The following is a 23645-nucleotide window of genomic DNA, read 5'->3' as shown; positions in this document are numbered from 1 at the left end:
TACCCGCTACATGGACCGAGAAACGGCGGAGCCACGGGTTCGGGAGATGCCGGGCCAAAAAGCACGGGAATGGGCAGACTATCACCACCAGTTCGCCGCCCCGACGACCTACGTATACGATTTCGTGTGGGACCTGACCGAGGATGCGGAAGGTCCGTTTTGTACCGACGTCGACGGCAACGTTCTCCTCGATTTCACCAGCCACGTCGCCGCCGCCCCCCTAGGATACAACAACCCCAAAATCAAGGACAAACTCGACGAGTTTCCCCTCCCCGACCCGACGAAAATCGCCGGACAGGACTTCTATGCGTCTGGCGGGTGGCCACCGGAGGACCCCGAATTCCCCGGTCCGACACAACTGATGGAACGACTCGTGGACGTGACGAGCCACTACGATATGGACATGGTCTTTCTGTCGAACTCCGGCGCAGAGGCCATCGAAAACGCCATCAAAATAAGCTACAGCCGCGGCGGCCACCGCGCGTTCAACTTCGACGGCGCGTTCCACGGGCGGACGCTCGGCGCGCTCTCGCTCAATCGCTCGAAAGTCGCCCACCGCAAGGGCTATCCCGAAATTCCGGGCATCGTGAGCGTTCCCTACTGTTCCTGTGCGGGCGAGTGCAACTGTGGGTGGAAGACGAACGGTCCCGGCGGCAACGTCATCGCCGACAAACTCGACCCCGATCAAGGCGTCATCGACCCCGAAGAGGTCTCCTACATCATCCTCGAACCCGTGCAGGGAGAGGGTGGCTACCGCGTCCCGAACGACGAGTTCATCCGTGACATCGGCGAGATTCAGGACACCTACGATATCACGATTATCGCGGACGAAATCCAGTCCGGCATGGGTCGGACGGGAGAGATGTGGGCGGTGGATCACTTCGACCTGCAACCTGACGTCATCACCAGCGCGAAAGCCCTCCGCGTCGGCGCAACCATCTCGCGCTCGGACGTGTTCCCCGAGGAGAAGGGCCGACTCTCCTCGACGTGGGGCGCAGGCGACGTTCTCTCGTCGCTCCAGGGCGTACTCACCATCGACGCGATTCACGAACACGACCTCCTCTCGAACGCCGAGGAGCGCGGCCGGCAGGCGCGCGAACTCATCGCCGACGCCTCGCCGGAGTCGCTCGTGGACGTTCGCGGCCGGGGACTGATGCTCGCCGTCGAATTCGACACGAAGGACCGACGCGAGGCCGTCGTGGACGCCGCACTCGAACGCGGCCTCCTCACGCTCGGGTGTGGCTACAAGACGCTCCGTCTCCTCCCGCCGCTCGACGTGACCGAGCGCGAGATCGACCTCGGCGTCAATCTCCTCCTCGACGCCATCGAGGGCGTCGCGTAACGCTATATCCGTCCGCGACGTTTTCCTAGCATGAGCGTCACGGCCGACCTGTCGATTTCCGGTGACGAGTTCGTTCTCGGAACTGCCCTCCGTACCGACGCCGATGTTCACGTCGAACTGGAGCGTGTCGTTCCGTCCTCACGACAGGTCCTCCCCTTCTTCTGGGCTATCGGACCCGACTCCGAGACGTTCGAGGCGGACGTGCGCGGAAATCCCAACGTGCAGAACCTCGTCGCGTTGGATCGAATGAAAGGGCGCGTTCTCTACCGAGTCGAGTGGAGCGAGGAGGTCGAGAGTTTCATTCACGGAATCGCGGCGGTCGGTGCGACCATCCTCGAAGCCACGGGCGACAGACTCTGGCGGTTTCGACTTCGCTTTCCCGATCACGGCGCACTGTCCGAGTTTCACGACTACTGCGTGGCCCACGACATCCGCTACACCCTGGACCGGGTCGCGACCGATATCGGGGCGGAGCGAGAGGAGTTCGGACTGACGCCGGAACAACGCGAAACGCTCGTGTTGGCGCTCGAAAAGGGTTATTTCGACGTGCCACGCGGCGTGACGCTGACCGAACTCGCCGACGAAATCGGCGTCACACAACAATCCGTGTCCGAGCGCGTCAGGCGCGGGACGGGAAGCGTCCTCGAAGCGGTACTCCTCGAAGCGGACGGGAACGAACCCGGGGTACCGTAAAAGCGGTCTGTAATAACAGGCAGTATTCCTATTCTCACGACACCGTTGTTCGAGGATACGATGGTGGAAACAAACGATAGACGACGGCCGGGAAGGGCAACAGCGACACCGAAACCGAAACCGCCGATGGCGACGTTCGATGATGCGGCGAAGACCTTTGGGTTGGGGGTTCTCCTGCGCATCCCACCGGAGTTACACGAGGCGCTTTCGGCCGACGCACGCCGGGAAGTCCTCGCGTACCTGTACGAAATCGACCGAGAAGTCACCGTCACGGAACTGGCTGACTACCTCGCTGCGACAGGTATCGAACACGACAGGGACCGCGCGGAAACGGCCCTCCATCATACACACCTCCCGAAACTCGATGCGCTCGGAGCGGTTCGATGGAATCGGGACGACGGGACGGTCCGACTCGCCCGTTAGAACTGATATCGGCGCTCGTCGTCGCGCTGCGGGAACTGATCTGCACCCGTCATCTCCTCGAACGTCATGCCCGAGAGGAACTCGTCGTAGGTCACGTCGTACCCGCTCCTGAGGTGGAAATCGAGGTTCCCCGAGTCCACTGTCGTCCGAAAGAGCAGGTGAACCGCACGACGGACTATCTCCTCGGGGTCGTCGGTGTCGAATGCGGTTCCCAACATGGCGAGTTCGTTGCGCGTTTCACGGTCGAGCGAGACGGAAAATTCCTCGTCGAGCGACGAATAAGTGGCCTGTACGTCCTCCGTCAAATCGTCTAAACTCATTGCCGTGAGGTCGGCCGGGAGTCGGAAACCGCTTTCGTTCTAGAACCGCTCACCGCAGGTTCGGCACACGTCTCTGCTGGCGAAGTTGCGGACATCGCAGTTCGGACAGATGATGTAGTGATACGAGTCGGGACTCGACTCACACGCGGACCGATTCCCACGACTCTCCTGGAGCGACCGACCGATGCCGGCGAGCATGAACGCACCACCCAGCGCCAGCCACACCGACGGCCCGCGGGCGAAGACGAGCGGTGCCGCCGGAACGACGATGATGACGACGCCGATGAGGAACAAGGTGGAGGGCCGTACGTGCATCTTGCGAACATTGAAACGACCGTGCAATAAGCCTTCAGATTGCACTCTGGTGTGCTAAATATTGTCGTGAAACGCATGACAGCGGTGGGACCGGTTCGTTTTCCGAAACCGCTATTCGTAAACCTCCGCCGTCCGAATCGTCACCGATGACCGACACGGCGTGGTCGATTTCCGACATCGACGCGGTACGCGACGCACTCGTTTCGTGGTACGAGTCGGACCACCGGACGTTCCCGTGGCGCGAGACGGACGACCCGTACGCCATCCTCGTCTCCGAGGTGATGAGCCAGCAGACGCAACTCGGGCGCGTCGTCACGGCGTGGGAGGCGTTCCTCGACCGGTGGCCGGACGCCGCCGCGCTGGCCGAGGCGGACCGCTCGGACGTCGTCGGGTTCTGGACCGGTCACAGTTTGGGCTACAACAACCGCGCGAAGTACCTCCACGAGGCGGCGAACCAAGTCGTCTCCGAGTACGACGGCGCGTTCCCGGAGACACCCGAGGAACTCCAGAACTTGCAGGGCGTCGGGCCGTACACCGCGAACGCCGTCGCCTCCTTCGCGTTCAACAACGGGAACGCCGTGGTCGATACCAACGTGAAACGCGTCCTCTACCGCGCGTTCGACGTGCCCGACGACGATGCCTCCTTCGAGGCGGCCGCACGTGAACTCATGCCCGAGGGGGAATCGCGCGTCTGGAACAACGCCGTCATGGAACTCGGCGGGGTGGCCTGCGAGAAGACGCCCTCCTGCGACACCGCGGGATGCCCGTGGCGCGAATGGTGTCACGCCTACGAGACGGGAGACTTCACGGCCCCGGACGTTCCCACGCAACCCAAATTCGAAGGGTCGCGGCGACAGATGCGCGGGCGCGTCATCTCGATTCTAAAGGAGTACGACGAACTCCCGCTCTCGAAACTCGGCCCGCGCGTGCGAATCGATTACGGCGGCGATTTCGGCGAGGAGTGGCTCCGCGAGTTGTGTTCGGATTTGGAGGGGGATGGGTTGGTGGAGTTGGAGGAGCGAGACGAGTGGGTCGCGCGGCTCAGGCGATAGGGTCGCAGGACTCCGGCGGTAGAGCCGCGTTTATCAGGCGACAGGTTCGCGCTTATCGATGATTTCCCGGAGAACCGACCGAATCTTCCGAAAGGTTTGCTCGTCCTCGAACTCTAGCTGTTCGGGTGGATTGTACACCAGAGACATCGCACCCATCAACACCCGTCCGACGAGACCCGGTATCGGGTCGGGACGCCACACGAGTGAGAGGGTCCGTGTCGTCTCGTTCCCGTGCACGGCATCGAGGTTCGCCAATCCGTAACAATCGCTGGTTCGAAGACGCCCGCTTTCGACACAGAGCGACGTGCCCGAGATGGAATAGTTTCGGCCATCTCGTCTCCATTCGACGCTCGTTCCCTCCGGCAGAACGCAGGCTCGTTGACTCGCTAACGCGTCGTCAACGTCGCCGATGAAGACCCCTCCCGAGTCACGGAGCCAACAGTAGGTGTGATGCGGGACGGCGTAGAACAGCCACCCGTCTTCGTCGTGGAGTGCGATTTCGTTGACGAAGTGGACACCGCACAGACCGTCAGAAAGCGACCACAACCGCTCGAATTCGCCCGCAGTTTCGGGAAGGTCGCCGCGATACCACGCACCTCCTTGGGCATCCTCCGCCCACGAAAGTGAATCGCGAACCGCCTTCCACGTCTCCCGACAGCGCGGGGTGTCTTCGAACGTTTCTTCCAACTGATCGTGCTCGATTCGGACGAAACCCGTGGATGCACGGCGAAGTACGAGCGACAAGATCGTAGCGGTCGCCTCGTGATACGCTGCGGACTTCGCGAGCAGTTCGTGCGTGATCGGAAACGCCTCGAAGTCGGGGGCGGACATCGTTACGGCCGACTGTCAGTTGCGCAGCTATATTCGCGTTCCGCACTCATGTCAACCCATGACGAACCGACCACGCGTCGTAGCGATTTGCGGCAGTCTCGGCGAGGAGAGCACCACGCGGTTCGCGCTGGAAACCGCGCTCGTCGGCGTGGAGGAGGCCGGCGGAACGGGCGAACTCCTCGACTTGCGCGAGTTCGATTTACCGATGTTCGACCCCAGTGACCGGAGTGCGGGCGACTCCCTCGAACTGAAACGTCGCGTGCGCGAGGCGGACGCAGTGCTTCTCGGGACGCCGGTGTACCACGGGTCGTACTCCTCGCCGCTGAAGACGGCCCTCGACTACTGTGGCTTCGACGAGTTCGAGGGCAAGACGGTGGGTCTCCTCGCGGTGGCGGGCGGCCGGTTTCCGGTCACGGCGATGGACCACCTCCGGTCGGTCTGTCGGTCGCTCGACGCGTGGGTGCTCCCCTACGAGGCCGCGGTGCCGAGTTCGCACAGCGCGGTGATGAACGGCGCGTTCACGGACGCGGAGTTGGAAGCCCGCGTCGTGGCGCTCGGGCGGCAGATCGTCCGGTATTCGCACATCGAGGCCTGCCCGGCGAGTTTCGAAAGCGGGGAAAATATCGGCGCAGTCGATTGAATGAGCAACCCTTTTGCCGTCGGATTGAGCGCCATTCGAGCATGCACAAAATAACGAACAGCGGGTGGGTCGAGGTCATCACCGGCTGTATGTTCTCCGGGAAGACCGAGGAACTGCTTCGACGGCTTCGGCGCGCGGAGATTGCGGGGCAAGAGGTGGCGGTGTTCAAACCCGCGCTGGACGACCGATACGGCGACGACACCATCGGTTCGCACGACGGCAGTTCGTGGGAAGCGATCGTCGTCGAACCGGACGACGACGGCGTGTGGGAAATCCCGAAGGGGCTGAACGGCGAACAGGTCGTCGCCATCGACGAGGCCAACTTCTTCTCCGCAGAACTCGTCGAGGTCTGTGAGTTCCTCGCGGAGGACGGACGACGCGTCGTCGTCAGCGGCACCGACCAGACCTTCCGTGGCGAACCGTTCGACCCGGTTCCGCAACTCGTCGCGTTGTCCGAGTATGTCGAGAAGCTACAGGCAATCTGTGCCACGTGCGGCGAACCCGCGACGCGAAACCAGCGACTCATCGACGGCGAACCCGCACACGCGGACGACCCGACGATTCTGGTCGGGGCACAGGAGTCCTACGAAGCGCGATGTCGGAACTGTCATACCCTCCGGAGTGACTAGGGGAAACCGTGACGCAGTGGGTCGAAGATCCGACTGGTGGGCGCAACCGTGGACCGCAGGCCATCGTCCGCGCGTGGGTCGAAATCCTCGTGCGGCCGCGCCGCTTCTTCCGAACGGGCGTCGCACCGGGCGACCAAGCGCCGGGAATGGTGTTCGGCGTCCTCGTGACGCTGATCGAAGTCGCCACGCGAATGGCGACCGGCGGCTTGGACGTGGGCACCGTCGCGGGAGGTCCGCTCCTCACGGAACTCCTCGCACTGGTACTGGTCGGACTGTTCGTCGCGCCCGCCGTCCTCCACCTGACGGCGGCGCTCCAGACGGTTATCCTGATGCTGTTCGTTCCCGGCCGTGGCGGTATCAGCGAGACGGTGCAGGTCATCGGCTACGCCGTCGCACCGTGCCTGCTCGCCGGACTGCCGTTCCCGGCGTTGCGGGCGGTCTGTACGGTGTACGGTGCGGTGTTGCTCGTCGTCGGCATACGCGAAGTTCACGAGACCTCCTATCTCCGCGCAGCGGTCGTGGGTGCGCTTCCGGCCACCCTCGTGTTCGGATACGGGTTCGGCGGGTTCGGTGCCCTCGTGGCGACGGTTCCGGGATTGGCGAGCGCCGTCCCGTGGTAATTAAGGGACGGACGCCGTATCGAAGGGTATGCTCAACCTCCGATTGGACGATTTTATGGTCGAACTGAAGGACGGTTCGTTGAAGAACGTCGGGCCTACGAACAAGAAAGCGACGGCGAAACTGTTCGACGTGGAATCGGCGGAGGCGCGCGAGTTCGGTGACAAGCGCGTCAAACTGGTCTTCGAGGACGAGGACGGCAACGAAGTGCAAGTCTCGTTGTTCCCCGAGGACGTCAGGAAGATAATGACGGATATCGAACGACTTGAAGACGACAGTCCGGTCTTCGAATAGCGACGGAAGGGACTGCCATCCGTCGTCCCGCCGAACCGTACGGACTCTTTTCCGTTCGTTATGTGACCAATAATAATATCGTGATACGTTGTATCATGGGGTGAAGAGATGTCCACCCTCACCGACCCAAACGAGATGGACGGTTCGGAGGACGACGAGACGCGTCTCTCGTCTTCCTTCTCGTTCGTCTCCTCGATTCGCTTCATCGGCTTCTGGGCGGCCGTCGTACTGCCGTTCCTTTACGTTCCCCTCCTCGCCAATGGACTCGAAACGCCCGGCCAGTTACAGACGTTTTTGCTTCTCTTGGCCGCGAACATCGTGGCCCTCCTCTTCGGTCACCACCACCGAAAACGGACGTAACGTGTTCGTCGTTCTTTACCGCATGTTATCAGACGTCACATGTATCCGATTAGCGAGAGTATAACTATGCTGTCCCCAACCGAAGTCGTGGCCATGTCCCAGTCAGCCATGAGCATTGGTTGCCCGCACTGTGGCTCGGCAGCGCACGTGGAGATCAGCCGTCGAAAACGAATCGAAGGGAGTTCCGACGACGACCAGTTGAAGGGGAAACTCGTTCACTGCCATCACTGCGGCGATGAATTCTCGTTCTACTACTACTGATTCGCGCTCGGCGTGTCCTCCATCGGGGCGAACTGTCAGTTCGGCGCGCGTTCGGTGCGCGTTCGGCGCGTCTCGTCCACTCGGGGGAAGAATGTAGAATGGTGAAGAAAACAACGAATATGATGATCGGTGACTCGCTGTTCGTATTCTTTCGATACAGTTGATTTTATCTACAATTTCGGTCGCTGAGGAGATATTTATTCGTGTTTCATAGACGGGAATGATCGGGTGGTCATTCCGACCTGACGCGCCGAAAACGGCGTCGGTAATTCGACAACCGTTTTAGGCCGGGACTATTCTTTGCCAGTATAAATGGGTAACTGCGTCATTTGCGGGACGCCTGCTGACGGGCCGATTTGTTCGAGCCACGAGCAGGACGTTCTCTTTGAATTCCACGGTAGCAGCCCTGAACAGCTCACTCCCGGTCGATTTTACAAAGGCACCGTCGACGGTTTCGCCGATTTCGGCGTCTTCATCGACATCGGTGACCGCGTAACCGGCCTGCTTCACAAAAGCGAGTTGGACAGCAGGCTCGAAAGTCTGGATTGGGACCAAGGCGACACCGTGTACGTCGAAGTCATCGGCGTGCGCGACAACGGCAACATCGACCTCAGTTGGTCCATCCGCCAGTCCGAACGCGAGTTCCGCGGCAAACTCATCCAAGACGGAACCGACGTTCACCTGCCGAACGAGGACGCCGAGAGCGAAGAACCGGAGACGGAAGAACCGGAAACCGAAGGCTCGTCCGCGGCCGACGACTCGGAATCCGATTCGAACGACGACTCCGCGTCGGAATCGACCTCCGAACCGAAATCCGAACCCACGCCCGAACGCACGTCGGACCCGTCGGCGACGACCGACGGGTCCGGTAACGCGGTCGGAAGCGCCACGGTTTCCGCCCAGACCGAGATACCGGAGCGAGTCACCGTCGAGACGCTCGGCGACCGAGTTGGCGATCGCGTCCGTATCGAGGGCGAAATCGTCAGCACGAGCCAGACGAGCGGTCCGACGGTGTTCGAACTCCGCGACGAAACGGCCGTCGTGGACTGTGCGGCCTTCAAGGAGGCCGGCGTCCGCGCCTACCCCGAAGTCGATACGGGCGACATCGCCCGACTGACCGGGGAAGTCGAACTCCGAAACAACGAACTCCAAGTCGAGACGGAGCAACTCGACGCCCTGACCGAAGAGGAGAAAACGACCGTCGAGGACCGACTGGCACAGGCGCTCGAAGACGAGGCCCGCCCCGCCGACGTCGACCTCCTCGGCGACGATTCGGCCGTCGAAGCGATTCGGGACGACATCCGTGACGCCGCCGGTGCGATTCGGCGCGCCGTCATCGAATCCCGCCCCATCATCGTCCGACACAACGCCAATGCGGAAGGCTACGTCGCCGGAGCGGCCATCGAACACGCCGTCCTCCCGCTCGTGCGCGACGAACACGCACGAAGCGACGCCCAGTACCACTACTTCGATCGCCGACCGCTCGAAGACGGTTTCTACGACATGGAGGACGCGACGAAGGACGCGACCATCATGCTCGACAACCGCGAGCGCCACGAGGAGAAACTCCCCCTCTTCGTGCTCGTGGACGCCGGAAGCACCGTCGAATCGAGCGACGGTCTCTCGCTCCTCGACATCTACGGCGCACCCCACGTGGTCGTCGACACGCACTACCCGGACACCGACGTCGCCGATACCGCGGACAGCGTCGTGAACCCGTACCTCGGCGAATCGGGCGACGACGTGACCGTCGGCGTCCTCGGCGCGAACGTCGCGGCCCACGTCAACGCCGACGTGCGCGACGACGTCTCCCACCTCCCGGCAGTCAGTTACTGGGAGGACACGCCGAGCGAATACGTCGAACTCGCCGACGACGCGGGCTACGACGAGAATCACGTCACCGCGCTCCGCGAAGCGGTCGCGCTGGAAGCCTACTACCAGTCCTACGAGGACAAGCGCGAACTCATCACCGACCTCCTCTTCGAACACGAGAAACGTGACCTCGCCGAACACGTCAGCGAGCAGTTCCGCACGAAGCTCGAAAACGAACTCGACACCGCCGAACCGAACCTCACGGTCCGCGGCGCGAACGGCGTCACCTTCACCGTCCTCGACACGGACGCCTACACTCATCGCTTCGACTTCCCGTCCACGGCGGTCCTCCTCGACGCGCTTCACCGCCACGACATGACCGGCCAGGCCGGTAGCCAGAACGTCACCCTCGGCCTCGCCGAGGACGAAGTTCACATCCGAAGCGACGGCGACATCAACGTCCGCGACATCGCGGATTCGGTTCGCGACCGCGCGCCGGAAGCCGGAATCGTCCCGGTCGGTACGAAGGACGGCAAGTTCGAGTTCCTCCGCGGCGAGCGCAACGAGGCGCTCGACGCCGTCATCGAAGCCGTCAGCGCAGAACTGAACTGAGCTCGCCGGTTCACGGATCCTTTTTCATTTCCCCGGTTCGTCCCTCCCCCTCATCACTCCTCGCGGAATCGGTCGTAGACGACACGCTTATCCGGCGGAATCGACGATTACGTAGCAATGAGTACCGAGACGCCGGACGCCACGGAGACGGAGGCGTTCGAGCAGGTTTGCGAGGAACTGATAGACCGTATCCTCGCGGGCGACGTGGAGCGCGACGATGTGGAGAGCGCCAAACTCGACGCCTGTTCGGAGTTCTCGTCGCCGAAAGTGCCGAAGAACTCCGAGATTCTCGATTTCGCTCCGGACGAGCGACGCGAGGAGCTGGAGACGGTCCTCCGGCGCAAACCCGTCAGAACCGCGTCGGGCGTCTCGCCCATCGCCATCATGACCAGCCCCGAGCAGTGCCCGCACGGGAAATGCCTCTACTGTCCCGGCGGTCCCGCGTCCGAATTCTCCTCCTCGCAGAGCTACACGGGTCACGAACCGGCGGCGGCGCGCGGCGTGCAGAACGACTACGACCCGTACGGACAGGTCACGCTCCGTCTCGAACAACTGCGACAGATCGGCCACCCCGTCGACAAGGTCGAACTCATCCTGATGGGCGGGACGATGACCGCCCGGAGCCACGACTATCAGGAGTGGTTCGTCAAGCGCGCGCTGGAGGCGATGAACGACTACGACGTGAACAAGGAACCCGAACCGGCGGAGGGCGAGAGTTTCGCCCAGTCTCCCGACGAACACGAGTTCCGGTATCTGGAGGACGTCATCGCCGAGAACGAAACGGGCGACATCCGCAACATCGGGACGACGTTCGAGACGAAACCCGACTGGTGTGACCCCGAGCAGATAAACCGGATGCTCGACCTGGGCGGCACGAAGGTCGAAGTTGGCGTGCAGACCACTTTCGAGCGCATCAACCGCGAGATGCACCGCGGCCACGGCGCGCAGGCGTCAATCGAGGCGAACCAGCGCCTTCGCGACTCGGCGTTCAAGGTCGGCTTTCACATGATGCCCGGCCAACCCGGCATGTCGAAGGAGATGTGCGTCGAGGACTTCCGCCGAATCTTCGAGGACGAGAAGTGGAAGCCGGACTACCTCAAAATCTATCCCACGCTCGTCGTCCGCGGAACCGCGACCTACGACTGGTGGTACAAGGGCGAGTACGAACCGCTCCGCAACGAGGAGGCCGCGGAACTCGTCGCCGAAATCAAGTCGATGATTCCGAAGTACGTCCGCCTCCAGCGCGTCCAGCGCGACATCCCGGCGGACTTCATCGACGGCGGCGTCTGGAAGTCCAACCTCAGGCAACTCGCGCGCCAGCGGATGGAAGAACACGGGTGGACGTGCGACTGCATCCGCTGCCGCGAAGTCGGCATGAACGACGAGGAACCCGAGAACGTCGAACTCGACGTGATGACCTACGAAGCGGCGGGCGGCACGGAACACTTCATCAGCTTCGAGGACTTCGAGAAGGACTTGCTTCTCGGCTTCTGTCGGCTTCGCTTCCCCGGCGACCCGGTCCGACACGAACTCGACGACGCCGCCGTCGTCCGCGAACTCCACGTTTACGGCAGCGAGGTAACTGTCGGAGCGGCGAGCGAGGACACCCAACACCAACACCGAGGCTACGGACGAAAGCTGATGGCGAAGGCCGAGGAGATAGCCGCCGACGCGGGCTACGACAAGGTGAGCGTCATCTCCGGCATCGGCGCGCGCGAGTACTACAGGAACAAACTCGGGTATCATCAGGACGGGCCGTACGTTAGCAAGCAGGTGTGACGACCGCGAGCGACGAGAGGCGCGAAGCGCCTCGCAAGCGAGCGGGCCGACGACTGAGCGGAGTCTTGCTGAACGAAGTGAAGCAAGCACGGAAGACCGGAGGTCTTCCGGAGCGAGGAAGGAGTGCTTTTGGTCGAGCTTTTTTCAGGGAGTAAGGCCGAGAGTGAACGCGAATCGCGTTCACTCTCGGCTCACGACCGCAAAAAAGGTCGCGGGACAAGCTAGGGCTATCATCAGGACGGGCTGTACGTTAGCAAGCAGGTGTAATCACCCGAGCAATAGTGGACGGACAGGGCTCGAAACGCGAATATTTTCGCGTTTCGAGCGTGTCACGAGGTGCGGCAAATCGGTCGTCCTTTAGCTCTGCGTCGGGACCGACTCCACGTCGTACTGCTCGCTGATGGATTTCAACTCGTCCAGCGCGTTCTCCTCCTCGCGGAGGTTTTCTTCGAGCAGGTCGGCGGCCTCGTCGTGACCGAGTTTGTCGGCCATGAAGGCCAAATTGCCGTAGGCCGCGATTTCGAGGTGTTCGGACTTCTCCGCGGCCGCCTTGTCGAACAGGTTCAGTACTTCCTGTTCGGGATTTTCGTCGGTGAACTCATCGTGGTCCTCGATGAGTCCGTCGAGCGCGTACAGTTGCTTCTGCTCGGCGGCCACTCCGATGTGGTCGAACACGCTTTCGAGACGGTCCACGTGGTCCTTGGTCTCGCTCCGGTGTTCTTCGAACGCGTTCTGGAGGTCCCCGTGATCGACTTCCGTCGCCAGTTCGTCCAGCGCGTCGAAGAGTTCGTTTTCGATGTAGTACATCTCCTTCAATCCGGCCAGAAACAGGTCGTTCAGTGTCTCTCCACTCATAATGAATCAGCATGAGGATACACCGGCGGAGTTTCCCTAAGCGACTCTGTTGCACGTGCAACGGATTTATCAGGTCGTCGGGAGCGCTCTCGCCGTTTGTCCATCGTCGAGGAGACCGAGTAAAAACGACGCGAGTTGCACAGATTTATTACCGAGAAGGCAAAATGGATGAACGCCAGTGTACGACGCTTTTCTCGTCGTGTGTTGGCAACAACAACTGGGACTGTGCGCTTCGTTCCGTGGGAACTGGTCGGACCCACATCGGCTTCCGGAAGCCACCACCCACCCGTCCCGTCTCTCCGTCGTCTTCCACCTTTGCGAACCAAAATCGAAACATCGTCTTCTTCGAGAGACCTATTTTCGGAATCGTACGTGAATAGGGTGCGGCACGTGACCGTAAAAATCCCGTAGACGTGTCTCACCGGCGCGTTCCAAAGAAAGTTCGAACGGTCGGTCGTGACGGCGAACGGTCGATTGTGACGTCGTGACGGCGAACGGTAGACGGAGATTTACCCGTCCTCCGTGAACACGAAAACTGCAAGGAGTCGTCTCGCTTTTGCTCGACTCCTCCCGGTCAGTTTTCGTCTTCAGTCTTAATGTCCGCCGAGAGACCCTGTGCCATCTGGATGTCCTTCGAGTTGTTGAGCGTCCACGCCGTCCGCTCGGTGACTGCCTCGATGGCTTCGCGGGCACTCGGGTAGCCGTTGCCGGACTTCTTCACGCCGCCGAAGGGCAACTGAACTTCCGCGCCGATGCACGGGAGGTTGCCGTAGGCGAGGCCGATCTCCGCGTTGTCGCGGAAGTAGTTGACTTGTCGGTAATCCTCGCTAATGATCGCGCCGGCCAGTCCGTAGGGCGTGTCGTTGTGGATTTCGACCGCCTCTTCGATGTCGCCCGAGTAGCTCATCAGGGCGACGTGCGGGCCGAACACTTCCTCGTGGATGCAGCGCAGGTCGGGACTGTAGTCAACCTCGTAGACGAACGGGCCGACCCAGTAGCCGTCCTCGAAGCCGTCCGGAATCTCGTCGTCGTCGAGTTCCTCGCGGTCCACGAGCACCTCGGCACCCTCGTCCTTGGCGAGTTGGTTGTACTTGCCGAACTTCTCGACCTGTTCCTCGTTGACCATCGGTCCCATGAAGGTGTCCGCGTCGAGCGGGTCGCCGACGGAGACTTCCTTCGCGGTTTCGACGTAGCGCTCCTTGAACTCGTCGTAGACGTCCTCGTGGACGATGAGGCGCTCGGAGGAGACACAGCGCTGGCCCGTCGTCTTGAACGAGGACATGATGGCGCTGTGAACCGCGACATCGAGGTCCGCCTCATCGGTGATGACGATGCCGTTCTTGCCGCCCATCTCGCAGGCCGCGAGTTTGCCGGGCTCGCCGCCGACCTTGCCCGCGATTTTGTGACCGACTTCCGAGGACCCGGTGAACAGCACGGTGTCCACGCGCTCGTCCTCGACGATGGCGTTACCGGCGTCGCCGAAGCCTTGGATCATGTTGAACACGCCGTCCGGGATGCCCGCATCCTCGAACATCTCGGCGATGATCTGCCCGCACCACGGCGTCTGTTCCGCCGGCTTCCAGACGACGGTGTTCCCTTCGACCAACGCGAGGGCCATGTGCCAGAACGGGATGGCGACCGGGAAGTTCCACGGGGTGATACAACCGATGATGCCCCGCGGCTTGCGGCGCATGTAGGCGTCCTTGCTCGGAATCTCGCTCGGAACGAGGTCGCCGTGCGGGTGCCGGGCGTTGCCCGCGGCCCACTCGACCATGTGCGCGGCCTCGACGACGTCCGCTTTCCCTTCCGAAATCTCCTTCCCGCATTCCTTCGTGATGACCTCGCCGAGTTCGTCCGTTCGCTCTCGGAGTTCGTGGTAGATGTCCCAAAGGTACTCCGCTCGGTTGATGTACGAAAGTTCGCGCCACTCCTCTTTCGCCTCCTCCGCGGCGTCGAGGGCGGCTTGGACGTCCTCGGGTGTCCCGCGATGGAACTCGCCGAGCGACTCCTTCGTCGCCGGGTTGACGCTCTCGAACGTTTCGTCGCCCGCGCCGTCGCGCCACTCGCCACCGATGTAGTGGCTGTAAACTTGCTCGCTGGCTTGTTGACTCATATCTTCGAGAAGAACTCGGACGGGTACGCTAAAAAAGACTCCCAATTCCTAACGAACGAGGCGAATTTTACCGGACGTGGGCGATGAAAATAGGCAATTACTCGCTGGTGGTCGTTCCGCTTTTCCCTTCCCCTCGTCCGCCTCTTCGTACTCTTCTCCCGTATTCCTCTATTGGTGCCTCTCTGTCTTCTTTTCTTACTCCCCTCTTTCCCCCTGCTTACTACCCTCTCTTCCCCCCGCTTACTTCCCTCCGAGTTCTCTTCTTACGCTTCCTCGTCTCCCTCATCCCAGTACCCCACCTCGGCGGTAAGCGGGAAGTAACCGCCCAAGGTTCTCCCGTCGTGGTCGCCCGGTGCCGACCCCGCGAACACGCCGAACTTTCCCGAATCGGGATACACCGAGACGTCCGGTTCGCGCATGGTGGAAAAGCAGAGGTATCGAAACGTTTCGTCGGAGTCGTTGACGACTCGTCGGGCGTACCGTTCCCCGACCGGAAGCGCGACGTAATCGCCCGCTTCGAGGTCCAGTTCGCCGGCCTCGGTTCGAAGCGTTCCCGCTCCATCGAGGACGAAAATCGCCTCTTCGTTGCCGGTGTGGTAGTGATACGGCCACGATTTTTTGCCCGGTGGAAGTTCGTAGAGACTACATCCCAACCGCTCCCCGCCAGCCATCGCTCCGAGTTGTTTCCGCCGAATCGCGAAGTCGGAGCCGTGTGATTCTTCGTCCCAGTCGAGGTTCGACTCACTGATGATTCGCGGTCGCTCGTCGTTCATATCGTGACAGTCACCGACCGGAACGAAGAGCGTTCCGGTGATGTGAAATTTCCGTCAAGAACCTCAGTTTCCTCCTTCCGCGTCGGCGAGCTTTTCGATTTCGCCTTTGACGCTCACGGCGTCGAAGTCGTGGTCCGGGCGCATGTTCACGAAGTCGAGGAACTCGCGGGCGGCGAGGAGTTCCTCGGACGAGTAATGCTCCCGGGCGGCCACCACCGCGTCACGGGCACCGATGAGCGGCGTGAGCGACGCCAGCGCACAGGCGAGGTCGTACGACCGCGCTTCGTCGATTCGCTCCTCGTTCACGCTCGTCGCGTCGATGAAGTATATCTCCTCGTCGGCGACGAGGACGTTTTCGCCGCGCAGGTCGCCGTGCGCTAGATTGTTCTCGTGCATACGAGACAGCGCCGCGAAGAGGTTCGTGGCGTACGCACGCACCTCCGCTTCGGGCATCTGCTCGAACGTCTCGAAGTCCGGGAGGTACTCCATCACCAGTACGCCGAGGTTGTCGTACTCGAACGACTCTATCGGTGCCGGGACGTTCAGCCCGATTTCGCGCATCTTCCGTGTGGCTTCGAGTTCGTGTTCGGCCATCTCGTCCGGTCCGGCGAAGTGTTCGAAAAAACCCTCGGTGCCGCTACTGAACGCACCGAGGTTTCGAACACTGGTGAACAACGCGTGGACGAGTGAGTTCTGGTCGGTGGTTATCTTGACGAACCACTCGTCGTCCACGACGCACGGCGTCGAGAGCCAGTTGTCGGCGTCGATGAACTCGACGCGAACCTCCTCGCGATCGTATCGTTCCGCGATTTCTCGAATGACCGCCTCGATGCGCGGCCACTCTATCGTGCCGCGAACCAGTCGCCGAATACCCATCGAAGGTTGGTTAGTCTCCCCTATTGATAAAGACACTCGCTGTCGAGGATAGTCAGTTAGCGGACGATGATTTCGGAGTTCGCGAGTGAAAGAGCTGAGGCTCGCAACGGCGTTGCTGCTGCGGTGTCCTCGTGAGCGAAGCGAACGAGGGCTCGAAGCAGGTTTCCCTGCTTCGGTGTCCCCACGAACGTAGTGAGTGGGGGCTCGCTACAGCAACACTGTAGCGGTGTCTCCGTGAGCAACGTGAACGGAGGCTCGAAGCGACGTACGTTGCTTCGGTGGTCTCGTGAATGGAATGAACGAGACCTCGTCATGACGGAGTAATGGCGGTGTCTTTATAGCGAAACCCGCGCAAAAATTGCGCATGGATTTCAACCTTCCCGGCGAACACAAGATGGTTCGGGACACCGTTCGGGAGTTCTGCGACGAGGAGATAGAGCCGATTGCACAGGAGATAGAGACCGAACACCGGTTCCCCGCGGAGATCTTCGACGAACTCGCCGACCTCGACATGATGGGCGTTCCCATCACCGAGGAGTACGGCGGATTGGGTGGCGACCAGTTGATGTACGCCCTCGTCACCGAGGAATTGGGCCGGGTGTCCGGGTCCATCGGTCTCTCGTATGCTGCACACATCTCGCTGGCGTCGAAACCCATCGAGATGTTCGGCACGGAAGAACAGAAGGAGAGGTGGCTCACGCCGCTCGCGGAGGGAAAGTATCTCGGTTCGTGGGCGCTCACGGAACCGGGTTCCGGGTCCGACGCCAGCGACATGGACACCACCGCGGTGAAGGAGGGTGACGAGTGGGTTCTCGACGGGACGAAGCAGTTCATCACCAACGCCAGCGAGGCGGGAAGCGTCCTCGTGAAAGCCGTTACCGACTCCGACGCGGGCTACGGCGGCATCTCGACGTTCATCGTCGACCCCGAGGAGGACGACGGGTTCGAGGTCACGACCGTCTGGGACAAGATGGGACTCAACGCCTCGCCGACCTGTGAAATCCAGTTCACCGACTGCCGGATTCCCGAGGACCGCCTGCTCGGCGAGAAAGGCGACGGATGGGAACAGACGAAGAAAACGCTCGACGGGGGGCGCATCTCCATCGCCGCGCTCTCGACCGGAATCGCCCAAGGTGCCTACGAGGCGGCCCACCGATACAGTCAGGAGCGCGAGCAGTTCGGCAAGCCCATCTCGAAGTTCGACGCCATCCGCAACAAAATCGTGGACATGGACCGCAAAATCGAGCGCTCGCGCCTGCTGACCCACAAGGCAGCGTGCAAGTACGACGAAGGCTACTCTGTCTCCCACGAGAGCGCGCTGGCGAAACTCGACGCCAGCGAATCGGCGCGGAAGGTCTCCGAGGACGCCGTGCAGGTTCTCGGCGGATACGGGTACACCGAAGACTTCGCCCCGCAGCGGTTCCTGCGGGACGCCAAACTGATGGAAATCGGCGAAGGGACCAGCGAGATTCAGCATTTGGTTATCGGGCGGGAACTGGGGCTGTAAGTCACGCAAATCGGGAAGACGACGAAAACGGTTTTATGCCTCACAAGAATCCCGAGGTGAGCATCCACCAGACGCCAACGACGAGAATGATGAGCGAGATCACTCGCTGCATCATGATGCGCGAGTCGCTGAATTCGACATCTCCCTTCGCACCGTATCGCACTCGCATCTGGTGGCACGCCATCGCACGGGGTTTCAGCACGTTCAACGCACCGATGGCGACGAACGCGACCATGAAGAGGGTGAAGAATGCGGGGGCCATATCGCCACAACACTGGTTCCGGGGCATAAGCTTGTGGGAGAACTGAACACGCTTTCGTGTGAACAGCGGACGCTGTAGTAAAAGAAGTGTCGTCAGTACGTCGGACTCTCTTCTCGCTCCCCGTCGCGCTTGTTGACCACGCGGGCGAAAACGAACAGCGTGTCGGAGAGTCGGTTCAGGTAGGTAACGGCGGCGTCGTTGATGTCTTCCTCGCTGGCCAGCGCGACGGCACGGCGCTCGGCGCGGCGGCAGACGGCGCGGGCGTGGTGGAGGTTCGCCCCCGCTTCGCTTCCGCCGGGAAGGATGAAGGAGGTGAGCGGGTCCAACTCCTCGTCGTAGGCGTCCATCCACGATTCGAGGAGGTCGGCGTGTTCTCCGGTTACTTGCGGGTCGTCCTCGTCCGGGTCCGGGTTGGCGAAGTCGGCCTGCACGATGTGAAGGTGATTTTGGATTTCGCGGAGGTTCTCGTCCACGTCGTCGTGACCCGTCGGTCGGCAGCGTCCGATGAGGGCGTTCACCTCGTCCACCGTTCCGTAGGCTTCGATTCGCGGACTGGCCTTCGAGACGCGGGACATGTTTTGCAGGTCCGTCTGTCCCGCGTCGCCGCGTCCTGTGTAGATTTTCATGCGAGTGATCGCTCCATTTTTATACGAGCGACTGCCCCACGTACTCGACGATCTTGTCGCTCTCGGCCATCGTGACGCCCGAATCCTCGTTCACGAGGACGGGGACGCCGCGTTGGCCGCTAACGCGTTTGACCTCGTTTCGCTCGGAGTGGAGCGCTTCGACCCACTCCGTCTCGTATTCGATGTCGGCGTCGTCGAGCGCGTCGTGGACTTTCTGGCAGAACGGGCACCCGTCGAGCGAATAGAGGGTTATCGAACTCATACACGACCAATGGGACGCGAGCGTAAAGTAAGCTACCGTCCCGGAATGGCCGGTGAGCTACCATCCTGGAATAGCTAGCTACCGTTGCGGAGTAATGGAGGCAGTCGTTGTGGAGTGAGAGGCAGTCGTTGTGGAGTGAGAGGCAGTCGTTGTGGAGTGAGAGGCTGTCGTCGTGGAGTGATGGATATCTCTTTGCGTTCTCACGCCGTACTTCCATCGATGGTGGGGAACGACGTCGCGGAATTCGATGCGCTTCGGAGTCGGCCGGAAACCGAACAGAGCTACGCCATCCCCGAGGAGGAGGACGGAATGCTCTCGTGGACGTTCGTACGCGAGCAGATGGCGAGCGACGCGTACTACTGGATTTGTACGACGCGACCGAACGGCCATCCGCACGCCCGTCCCGTGTGGGGGGTCTGGGTCGATGACTCGCTTTTCTGTGGCGGCGGGGAGCGAACCCGCTGGGTCCGGAACTTGCAAGTCGATTCCAGGGTCGTCGTCCATCGAGAGAGCGGCGAAGCAGTCGTCATCGTCGAAGGTGTCGCAGAGCGCGTCACCGACACGGACCTGCAAGAACGCCTCGATTCCGCGTATCAGGGAAAATACGGAATTCACCACGGAACACCATTCTTCGCGGTGCGCCCGAAAATCGTCTTCGCGTGGAGTGACTACCCGAACGATGCGACGAGATGGCAGTTCGAGTAATGCCAAAACGATCTGATTCAGAGATATCTGTCTGACACCCCATGTTGCCGCTGTAAGTTCTGGGTAGAGGAGTTGAGGGCGGAGGAATCATCAAATGGAGTTAGGTAGCGTGTTTTTGAATCCGGAGAGAACTGTTTTCCGGTCGTCATATGATCGATACGGAGGAGTAGATGGCAATAAATATACATAACCCGCGATAATTCGGAGACGAGCAATTGATACACCTATGTCGAAGCAGTAGAATTAAATAGCCAATCCGCTAACTGCTCCGCAGGAGGGTCGCAAATCAACGATAGCACTCAGTCGCATCTTGATTCCAGTAGAAGTTCCCATTATTCGTAAGGGACGCTTTCGACGTTCAGCATCGGAAAAACGGAGTTTCCTCCATCGAATTCCCCGACACACGGTTCCGCATATCCCACCTACATTTTACCGTTATCCTATTTTCGCCCTCGTCCCACCCACTCTTCCACCACCTCCATCTTCACCCTCCTTTCCCCTCCACCACAACCCCCAACTTACAACGGCAACCCGGGGTGTCCCAGCCAAAATTCGAATCCACACGTATTTAAACGACTCCGACCGTTACAACGGCAATGAGGTGTCCGTTCGACGCCATTCGACTGGCCGTTACAGCGGCAATCCGGTGTCGTTACAACGGCAACGAGGTGTCAGAAAACGGTGTTAGAGACCCCCTATCGTTTGTTTCTTATATTTACAACGGCATTGTGGAGGTAGTTTTATATAGCCTCTCCCGACATACGTGTCTATAGATGTCCGAGTCAGTGGATTATTTCGGCGACGATACGGTTATCTTCAACGATAAGGAACTCTTGCAGGTCTCACACCTCCCCGACGGCGACCGAATCATCGGACGGGAAGACGAACTCCGACGGCTCGGAACGGCGCTTCGACCAGCACTGAACGGCAACACCCCGAACAACATCTTTCTCTACGGGAAAACCGGCACCGGAAAGTCCCTCTGTACGAAGTTCATCAGCCGTCAGATGATGCAGCGTGCCGGGCGGAACGACGTCAACGCCGGGTTCGCCTACATCGATTGTCTACAGGATTCGACGGAAACGCAAGTCGTCCAATCCATCGCCGCCCAACTCAACGACGAGGAGCGAAGCGGTACGACCATCCCGGAGCAGGGAATCAGCACCTCGATGTACTACAACCGGTTGTGGACGGTTCTCGAACAGATGTACGACGTCGCCATCATCATCCTCGACGAGGTGGACAAACTCGAAGGAATCGGCGATAAAAGCGGTGACACCGCCGGGGACAACCTCCTGATGAACCTCTCGCGCGCGAACGAGGCCGGGAAGATCGACGAGTGTAACCTCGGCGTCATCGGCATCTCGAACAAGATCCGGTACAAAGACGAGTTGAACGAGCGCGTGAAGAGCAGCCTCTGTGAGCGTGATTACGTCTTCCCACCGTACGACGCGACGCAACTCCGGGAAATCCTCGAATCACGGCGCGACGCCTTCGTGGACGGCGTTCTCGAAACCGACGTGATTCCGAAGGTCGCCGCACTGGCGGCACGCGAACACGGCGACGCCCGCAAGGCGATAGACGTGCTTCGGTTCGCGGGCGAAGTCGCAGAGGAGGAGCGAAAATCCGTCGTTCGAGACGAACACGTCGACGTCGCACAGGACCGCGAAGGGGCGAACCGTATCTCGGAACTCATCTCCAAACAGCCACCGCACGCACGCTACGTGCTACTCGCACTCGCCTCACAGGTCCACCAGTCGAACGAGGACGAACCAGTGATTCCCAACAAAGTCGTCCAACATTCGTACCACCGGATCTGTGAGCAGATGGACTCCGAACCGCTGAAAGAGCGGCGCGTCAGGGATTTGTTGACCGAACTGGAGTTCCTCGATCTCATCAAACAGGACCAGCGAGGGCGCGGGAGAGGGAAGGGAAAGCACACGGTCAACAGCCTGTACGACGAGCCGAAACTCGTCATTCAAGCGTGCCAGAACGACTTTTGAGACACAGCAACCGGCAGAGAGCTGAGAACCGAAGAGAGCGACCCAGCGATTGACCCGGTGACCTTTCGAAGAGGGAACACCAGTCCCCGGCAAGTGTGATCGGAGCTTCACCGAACCGTTTTCATTCCCTCATCCTGATTTTGTATCGCAACATGTAGTTTATTTCCCCAAATTCCGTCGGATACCCAGCCACGCTTTGATGCTTTCTCGGGTCGAACAGCCAACATGACCCGCGCCCAGGAGTTAATCGAGTACCTCGCGGGGGTCGAATCGCTCGCGGTCGTTTGCCACGACAACCCCGACCCGGATTGCATCGCTAGCGCGCTCGCGCTCTCGGTCGTCGCCGAATCCGCCGGTGTGGAAAACGTGGAACTGTTCTACGGGGGAGCGATTTCCCACCAACAGAACCGAGCGTTCGTCAACCTCCTTCACGTCGAGTTGGACCACCTCGATACGTTCGACCCCGAGGAGTTCGATCGTGTCGCGTTCGTCGACCATTCGACGCCGGCGGGCCACACGGAGCTCGACTCGGTACAACCGGACATCATCATCGACCACCACTCCACGGAGGAACCGTCGGCCGAATTCGTGGACGTACGCAAGGATTACGGCGCGACAGCGACCATTCTCGTCGAGTATCTACAGGACCTCGGCATCGAGGTGAACGTCCAACTCGGGTCGGCGTTGTTGTTCGCGCTCCACCGCGAACGGATCGACTTCATTCGTAATCCGACGCCACACGATTACGAGGCCGCACTCTACGTCTGCCGGCACGCCGACCTCGAACTGCTGGAAGAGCTGTACGGTGCGGCGTTTTCCCCGGCAACGGTGGACGCCATCGGCGAGGCGATTCGAAACCGCGTCCAGCGGGGGGCGACGCTCGCCACCTCGGCCGGGCGAACGACCGAACGCGACGCGCTCGCGCAGGCGGCCGACTACCTCCTGAACGTCGAAGGCGTGGATACGGTGCTCGTCTTTGGCGTCGTCAACGGGTCCGTGGAGATGAGTGCGCGGTCCATCGACCCCCGGGTTCACGCGGGCAACGTCCTCCGACAGGCGTTCGGCGACGTCGGAAGCGCGGGGGGACACGCCGATATGGCCGGTGCACAGATTCCGCTCGGTCTGTTCGCCGACGCGGACGCCGACGACGAGGAACTCGTTCAGTTCGCGTCCCGTCGCGTATTACACCGATTTTTCGACGCCTTGCATCTCGAACGGGGAGAGGAGTAGCGGCGCGAAACCAGTATCTTCAACTTCGTCAGACACGGAGGGGCACGTATGAGCCTCGAAATGCAACACGACTGCCCGGAGTGCGGAACCGAACAGACGTTCTGGCGCAGTGCGAGTACGAACCTCCACCTCGGCGAGAAGACGAAGTGGCACTGCTCCGAATGTGATTACGCACTGGTTCGAATCAACGGCGACATCGACTCCGCGTCGGCGTAACCTCGGTTTTCAGCTTTTCCCGACCGTTTTCACCACTCAGTGACGACATTCTTTGTCGCGTCCCACACCGTATAAACCGAATTCAGGTATATGAAATACAGCGTCGCGTAGCACTGTCTAGATAAGGACGAGCAGGTCGAAGAGTTAGTGATTGATGCTACTCCCAAACCTACTCAAAAAGTGTTTAGACACGGCTACGCTTGAATGTTGGGAGCGTGAGCGGACGGCAACACCCG

The 23645-nt window shown here is 60.8% G+C and carries 27 protein-coding genes and 1 pseudogene; 18 read left to right on the top strand and 10 right to left on the bottom strand.

The features are described from left to right. The first annotated feature begins 10 nt into the window (after nt 1-10). Genes LJF34_RS00140 through LJF34_RS00130 form a run of 3 tightly spaced genes read left to right on the top strand, consistent with a single transcriptional unit; the run spans nt 11 to nt 2458 of the window. Nucleotides 11-1342, top strand: a complete 1332-nt coding sequence (locus LJF34_RS00140) for an aminotransferase class III-fold pyridoxal phosphate-dependent enzyme (protein WP_231182610.1) — start codon at nt 11-13, stop codon at nt 1340-1342. Between the two features lie 30 nt (nt 1343-1372). Next, a complete protein-coding gene (locus LJF34_RS00135; RefSeq protein WP_231182609.1) occupies nt 1373-2035 on the top strand; it encodes a helix-turn-helix domain-containing protein in 663 nt (220 codons plus the stop codon). Nucleotides 2036-2095: 60 nt separating this feature from the next. Further along, nucleotides 2096-2458 (top strand): hypothetical protein, encoded by a 363-nt coding sequence (locus LJF34_RS00130; RefSeq protein WP_231182608.1) that lies wholly within the window; start codon nt 2096-2098, stop codon nt 2456-2458. Here the strand turns inward: LJF34_RS00130 and LJF34_RS00125 are convergent. Beyond that, on the bottom strand, nt 2455-2778 hold the full coding sequence (locus tag LJF34_RS00125; RefSeq protein WP_231182607.1) for a hypothetical protein: 324 nt from the start codon (nt 2776-2778) through the stop codon (nt 2455-2457). The genes LJF34_RS00130 and LJF34_RS00125 overlap by 4 nt on opposite strands. A gap of 39 nt (nt 2779-2817) precedes the next feature. Further along, nucleotides 2818-3093, bottom strand: coding sequence for a hypothetical protein (locus tag LJF34_RS00120; RefSeq protein WP_231182606.1), 276 nt, complete (start codon nt 3091-3093; stop codon nt 2818-2820). 146 nt (nt 3094-3239) lie between these two features. Between LJF34_RS00120 and LJF34_RS00115 the strand changes: the two genes are divergently transcribed. After that, nucleotides 3240-4145 carry an A/G-specific adenine glycosylase gene (locus LJF34_RS00115; RefSeq protein ID WP_231182605.1) on the top strand — a complete coding sequence of 302 codons (906 nt, stop codon included), beginning with the start codon at nt 3240-3242 and terminating at the stop codon, nt 4143-4145. 33 nt (nt 4146-4178) lie between these two features. Here LJF34_RS00115 and LJF34_RS00110 read toward each other — a convergent pair whose 3' ends face one another. Continuing rightward, a complete protein-coding gene (locus LJF34_RS00110; RefSeq protein WP_231182604.1) occupies nt 4179-4976 on the bottom strand; it encodes a hypothetical protein in 798 nt (265 codons plus the stop codon). Nucleotides 4977-5034: 58 nt separating this feature from the next. Between LJF34_RS00110 and LJF34_RS00105 the strand changes: the two genes are divergently transcribed. The 8 genes from LJF34_RS00105 (at nt 5035) to LJF34_RS00070 (ending at nt 11981) form a co-directional block, all read left to right on the top strand. After that, the gene (locus tag LJF34_RS00105; RefSeq protein WP_231182603.1) at nt 5035-5616 is read left to right on the top strand and encodes an NAD(P)H-dependent oxidoreductase; all 582 of its coding nucleotides are present in this window, start codon (nt 5035-5037) and stop codon (nt 5614-5616) included. A gap of 41 nt (nt 5617-5657) precedes the next feature. Next, on the top strand, nt 5658-6245 hold the full coding sequence (locus LJF34_RS00100; RefSeq protein ID WP_231182602.1) for a thymidine kinase: 588 nt from the start codon (nt 5658-5660) through the stop codon (nt 6243-6245). Nucleotides 6246-6253: 8 nt separating this feature from the next. Continuing rightward, on the top strand, nt 6254-6865 hold the full coding sequence (locus LJF34_RS00095; protein WP_231182601.1) for a YIP1 family protein: 612 nt from the start codon (nt 6254-6256) through the stop codon (nt 6863-6865). Nucleotides 6866-6893: 28 nt separating this feature from the next. Next, nucleotides 6894-7157 (top strand): hypothetical protein, encoded by a 264-nt coding sequence (locus LJF34_RS00090; RefSeq protein ID WP_231182600.1) that lies wholly within the window; start codon nt 6894-6896, stop codon nt 7155-7157. Between the two features lie 108 nt (nt 7158-7265). After that, nucleotides 7266-7517: a hypothetical protein gene (locus tag LJF34_RS00085; protein WP_231182599.1), complete on the top strand. Its 252-nt coding sequence runs from the start codon at nt 7266-7268 to the stop codon at nt 7515-7517. Nucleotides 7518-7610: 93 nt separating this feature from the next. Next, nucleotides 7611-7778 carry a hypothetical protein gene (locus LJF34_RS00080; RefSeq protein ID WP_231182598.1) on the top strand — a complete coding sequence of 56 codons (168 nt, stop codon included), beginning with the start codon at nt 7611-7613 and terminating at the stop codon, nt 7776-7778. A 312-nt stretch (nt 7779-8090) separates the two neighbouring features. Beyond that, nucleotides 8091-10202, top strand: a complete 2112-nt coding sequence (locus LJF34_RS00075; protein ID WP_231182597.1) for an OB-fold nucleic acid binding domain-containing protein — start codon at nt 8091-8093, stop codon at nt 10200-10202. A 117-nt stretch (nt 10203-10319) separates the two neighbouring features. Further along, nucleotides 10320-11981, top strand: coding sequence for a tRNA uridine(34) 5-carboxymethylaminomethyl modification radical SAM/GNAT enzyme Elp3 (locus LJF34_RS00070; RefSeq protein ID WP_231182596.1), 1662 nt, complete (start codon nt 10320-10322; stop codon nt 11979-11981). A gap of 357 nt (nt 11982-12338) precedes the next feature. Here the strand turns inward: LJF34_RS00070 and LJF34_RS00065 are convergent, their stop codons facing one another. The 4 genes from LJF34_RS00065 to LJF34_RS00050 all read right to left on the bottom strand — a co-directional run bounded on the left by LJF34_RS00065 (nt 12339) and on the right by LJF34_RS00050 (nt 16598). After that, entirely contained in the window at nt 12339-12836 is a 498-nt protein-coding gene (locus tag LJF34_RS00065; RefSeq protein WP_231182595.1) for a DUF892 family protein, read from the bottom strand. A gap of 574 nt (nt 12837-13410) precedes the next feature. Further along, a complete protein-coding gene (locus LJF34_RS00060) occupies nt 13411-14949 on the bottom strand; it encodes an aldehyde dehydrogenase family protein (protein ID WP_231182594.1) in 1539 nt (512 codons plus the stop codon). A gap of 263 nt (nt 14950-15212) precedes the next feature. Continuing rightward, nucleotides 15213-15722 (bottom strand): cupin domain-containing protein, encoded by a 510-nt coding sequence (locus tag LJF34_RS00055; RefSeq protein WP_231182593.1) that lies wholly within the window; start codon nt 15720-15722, stop codon nt 15213-15215. A 63-nt stretch (nt 15723-15785) separates the two neighbouring features. Beyond that, nucleotides 15786-16598, bottom strand: a complete 813-nt coding sequence (locus LJF34_RS00050) for a lipopolysaccharide core heptose(II) kinase RfaY (protein WP_231182592.1) — start codon at nt 16596-16598, stop codon at nt 15786-15788. Nucleotides 16599-16962: 364 nt separating this feature from the next. On the opposite strand from LJF34_RS00050, the gene LJF34_RS00045 reads away from it, so the two are divergent. Beyond that, nucleotides 16963-18105 (top strand): acyl-CoA dehydrogenase family protein, encoded by a 1143-nt coding sequence (locus LJF34_RS00045; RefSeq protein WP_231182591.1) that lies wholly within the window; start codon nt 16963-16965, stop codon nt 18103-18105. Between the two features lie 40 nt (nt 18106-18145). On the opposite strand, the gene LJF34_RS00040 is transcribed toward LJF34_RS00045, so the two are convergent. The 3 genes from LJF34_RS00040 to LJF34_RS00030 form a co-directional block, all read right to left on the bottom strand. Next, nucleotides 18146-18367 carry a hypothetical protein gene (locus LJF34_RS00040; RefSeq protein WP_231182590.1) on the bottom strand — a complete coding sequence of 74 codons (222 nt, stop codon included), beginning with the start codon at nt 18365-18367 and terminating at the stop codon, nt 18146-18148. A 92-nt stretch (nt 18368-18459) separates the two neighbouring features. Further along, nucleotides 18460-18993, bottom strand: coding sequence for a cob(I)yrinic acid a,c-diamide adenosyltransferase (locus tag LJF34_RS00035; protein WP_231182589.1), 534 nt, complete (start codon nt 18991-18993; stop codon nt 18460-18462). Between the two features lie 19 nt (nt 18994-19012). Continuing rightward, nucleotides 19013-19255, bottom strand: coding sequence for a glutathione S-transferase N-terminal domain-containing protein (locus LJF34_RS00030; protein WP_231182588.1), 243 nt, complete (start codon nt 19253-19255; stop codon nt 19013-19015). A gap of 219 nt (nt 19256-19474) precedes the next feature. Between LJF34_RS00030 and LJF34_RS00025 the strand changes: the two genes are divergently transcribed. The 5 genes and pseudogenes from LJF34_RS00025 to LJF34_RS00005 form a co-directional block, all read left to right on the top strand. Next, nucleotides 19475-19960: a pyridoxamine 5'-phosphate oxidase family protein gene (locus LJF34_RS00025; protein ID WP_231182587.1), complete on the top strand. Its 486-nt coding sequence runs from the start codon at nt 19475-19477 to the stop codon at nt 19958-19960. A gap of 773 nt (nt 19961-20733) precedes the next feature. Then, on the top strand, nt 20734-21963 hold the full coding sequence (locus LJF34_RS00020; RefSeq protein WP_231182586.1) for an orc1/cdc6 family replication initiation protein: 1230 nt from the start codon (nt 20734-20736) through the stop codon (nt 21961-21963). Between the two features lie 225 nt (nt 21964-22188). Further along, complete coding sequence (locus LJF34_RS00015; RefSeq protein ID WP_231182585.1) at nt 22189-23193, top strand: bifunctional oligoribonuclease/PAP phosphatase NrnA; 1005 nt, start codon at nt 22189-22191, stop codon at nt 23191-23193. 48 nt (nt 23194-23241) lie between these two features. Continuing rightward, the gene (locus tag LJF34_RS00010) at nt 23242-23409 is read left to right on the top strand and encodes a hypothetical protein (protein ID WP_231182584.1); all 168 of its coding nucleotides are present in this window, start codon (nt 23242-23244) and stop codon (nt 23407-23409) included. 154 nt (nt 23410-23563) lie between these two features. Continuing rightward, a pseudogene (locus tag LJF34_RS00005) lies at nt 23564-23645 on the top strand (IS6 family transposase); the annotation flags it as partial.

The sequence above is a fragment of the Haladaptatus sp. DYF46 genome (genome assembly GCF_021083305.1).
GTDB lineage: Archaea > Halobacteriota > Halobacteria > Halobacteriales > Haladaptataceae > Haladaptatus.
Note: the sequence above shows the minus strand (reverse complement) of the source record. Positions and strands in the feature narration are given on the sequence as shown.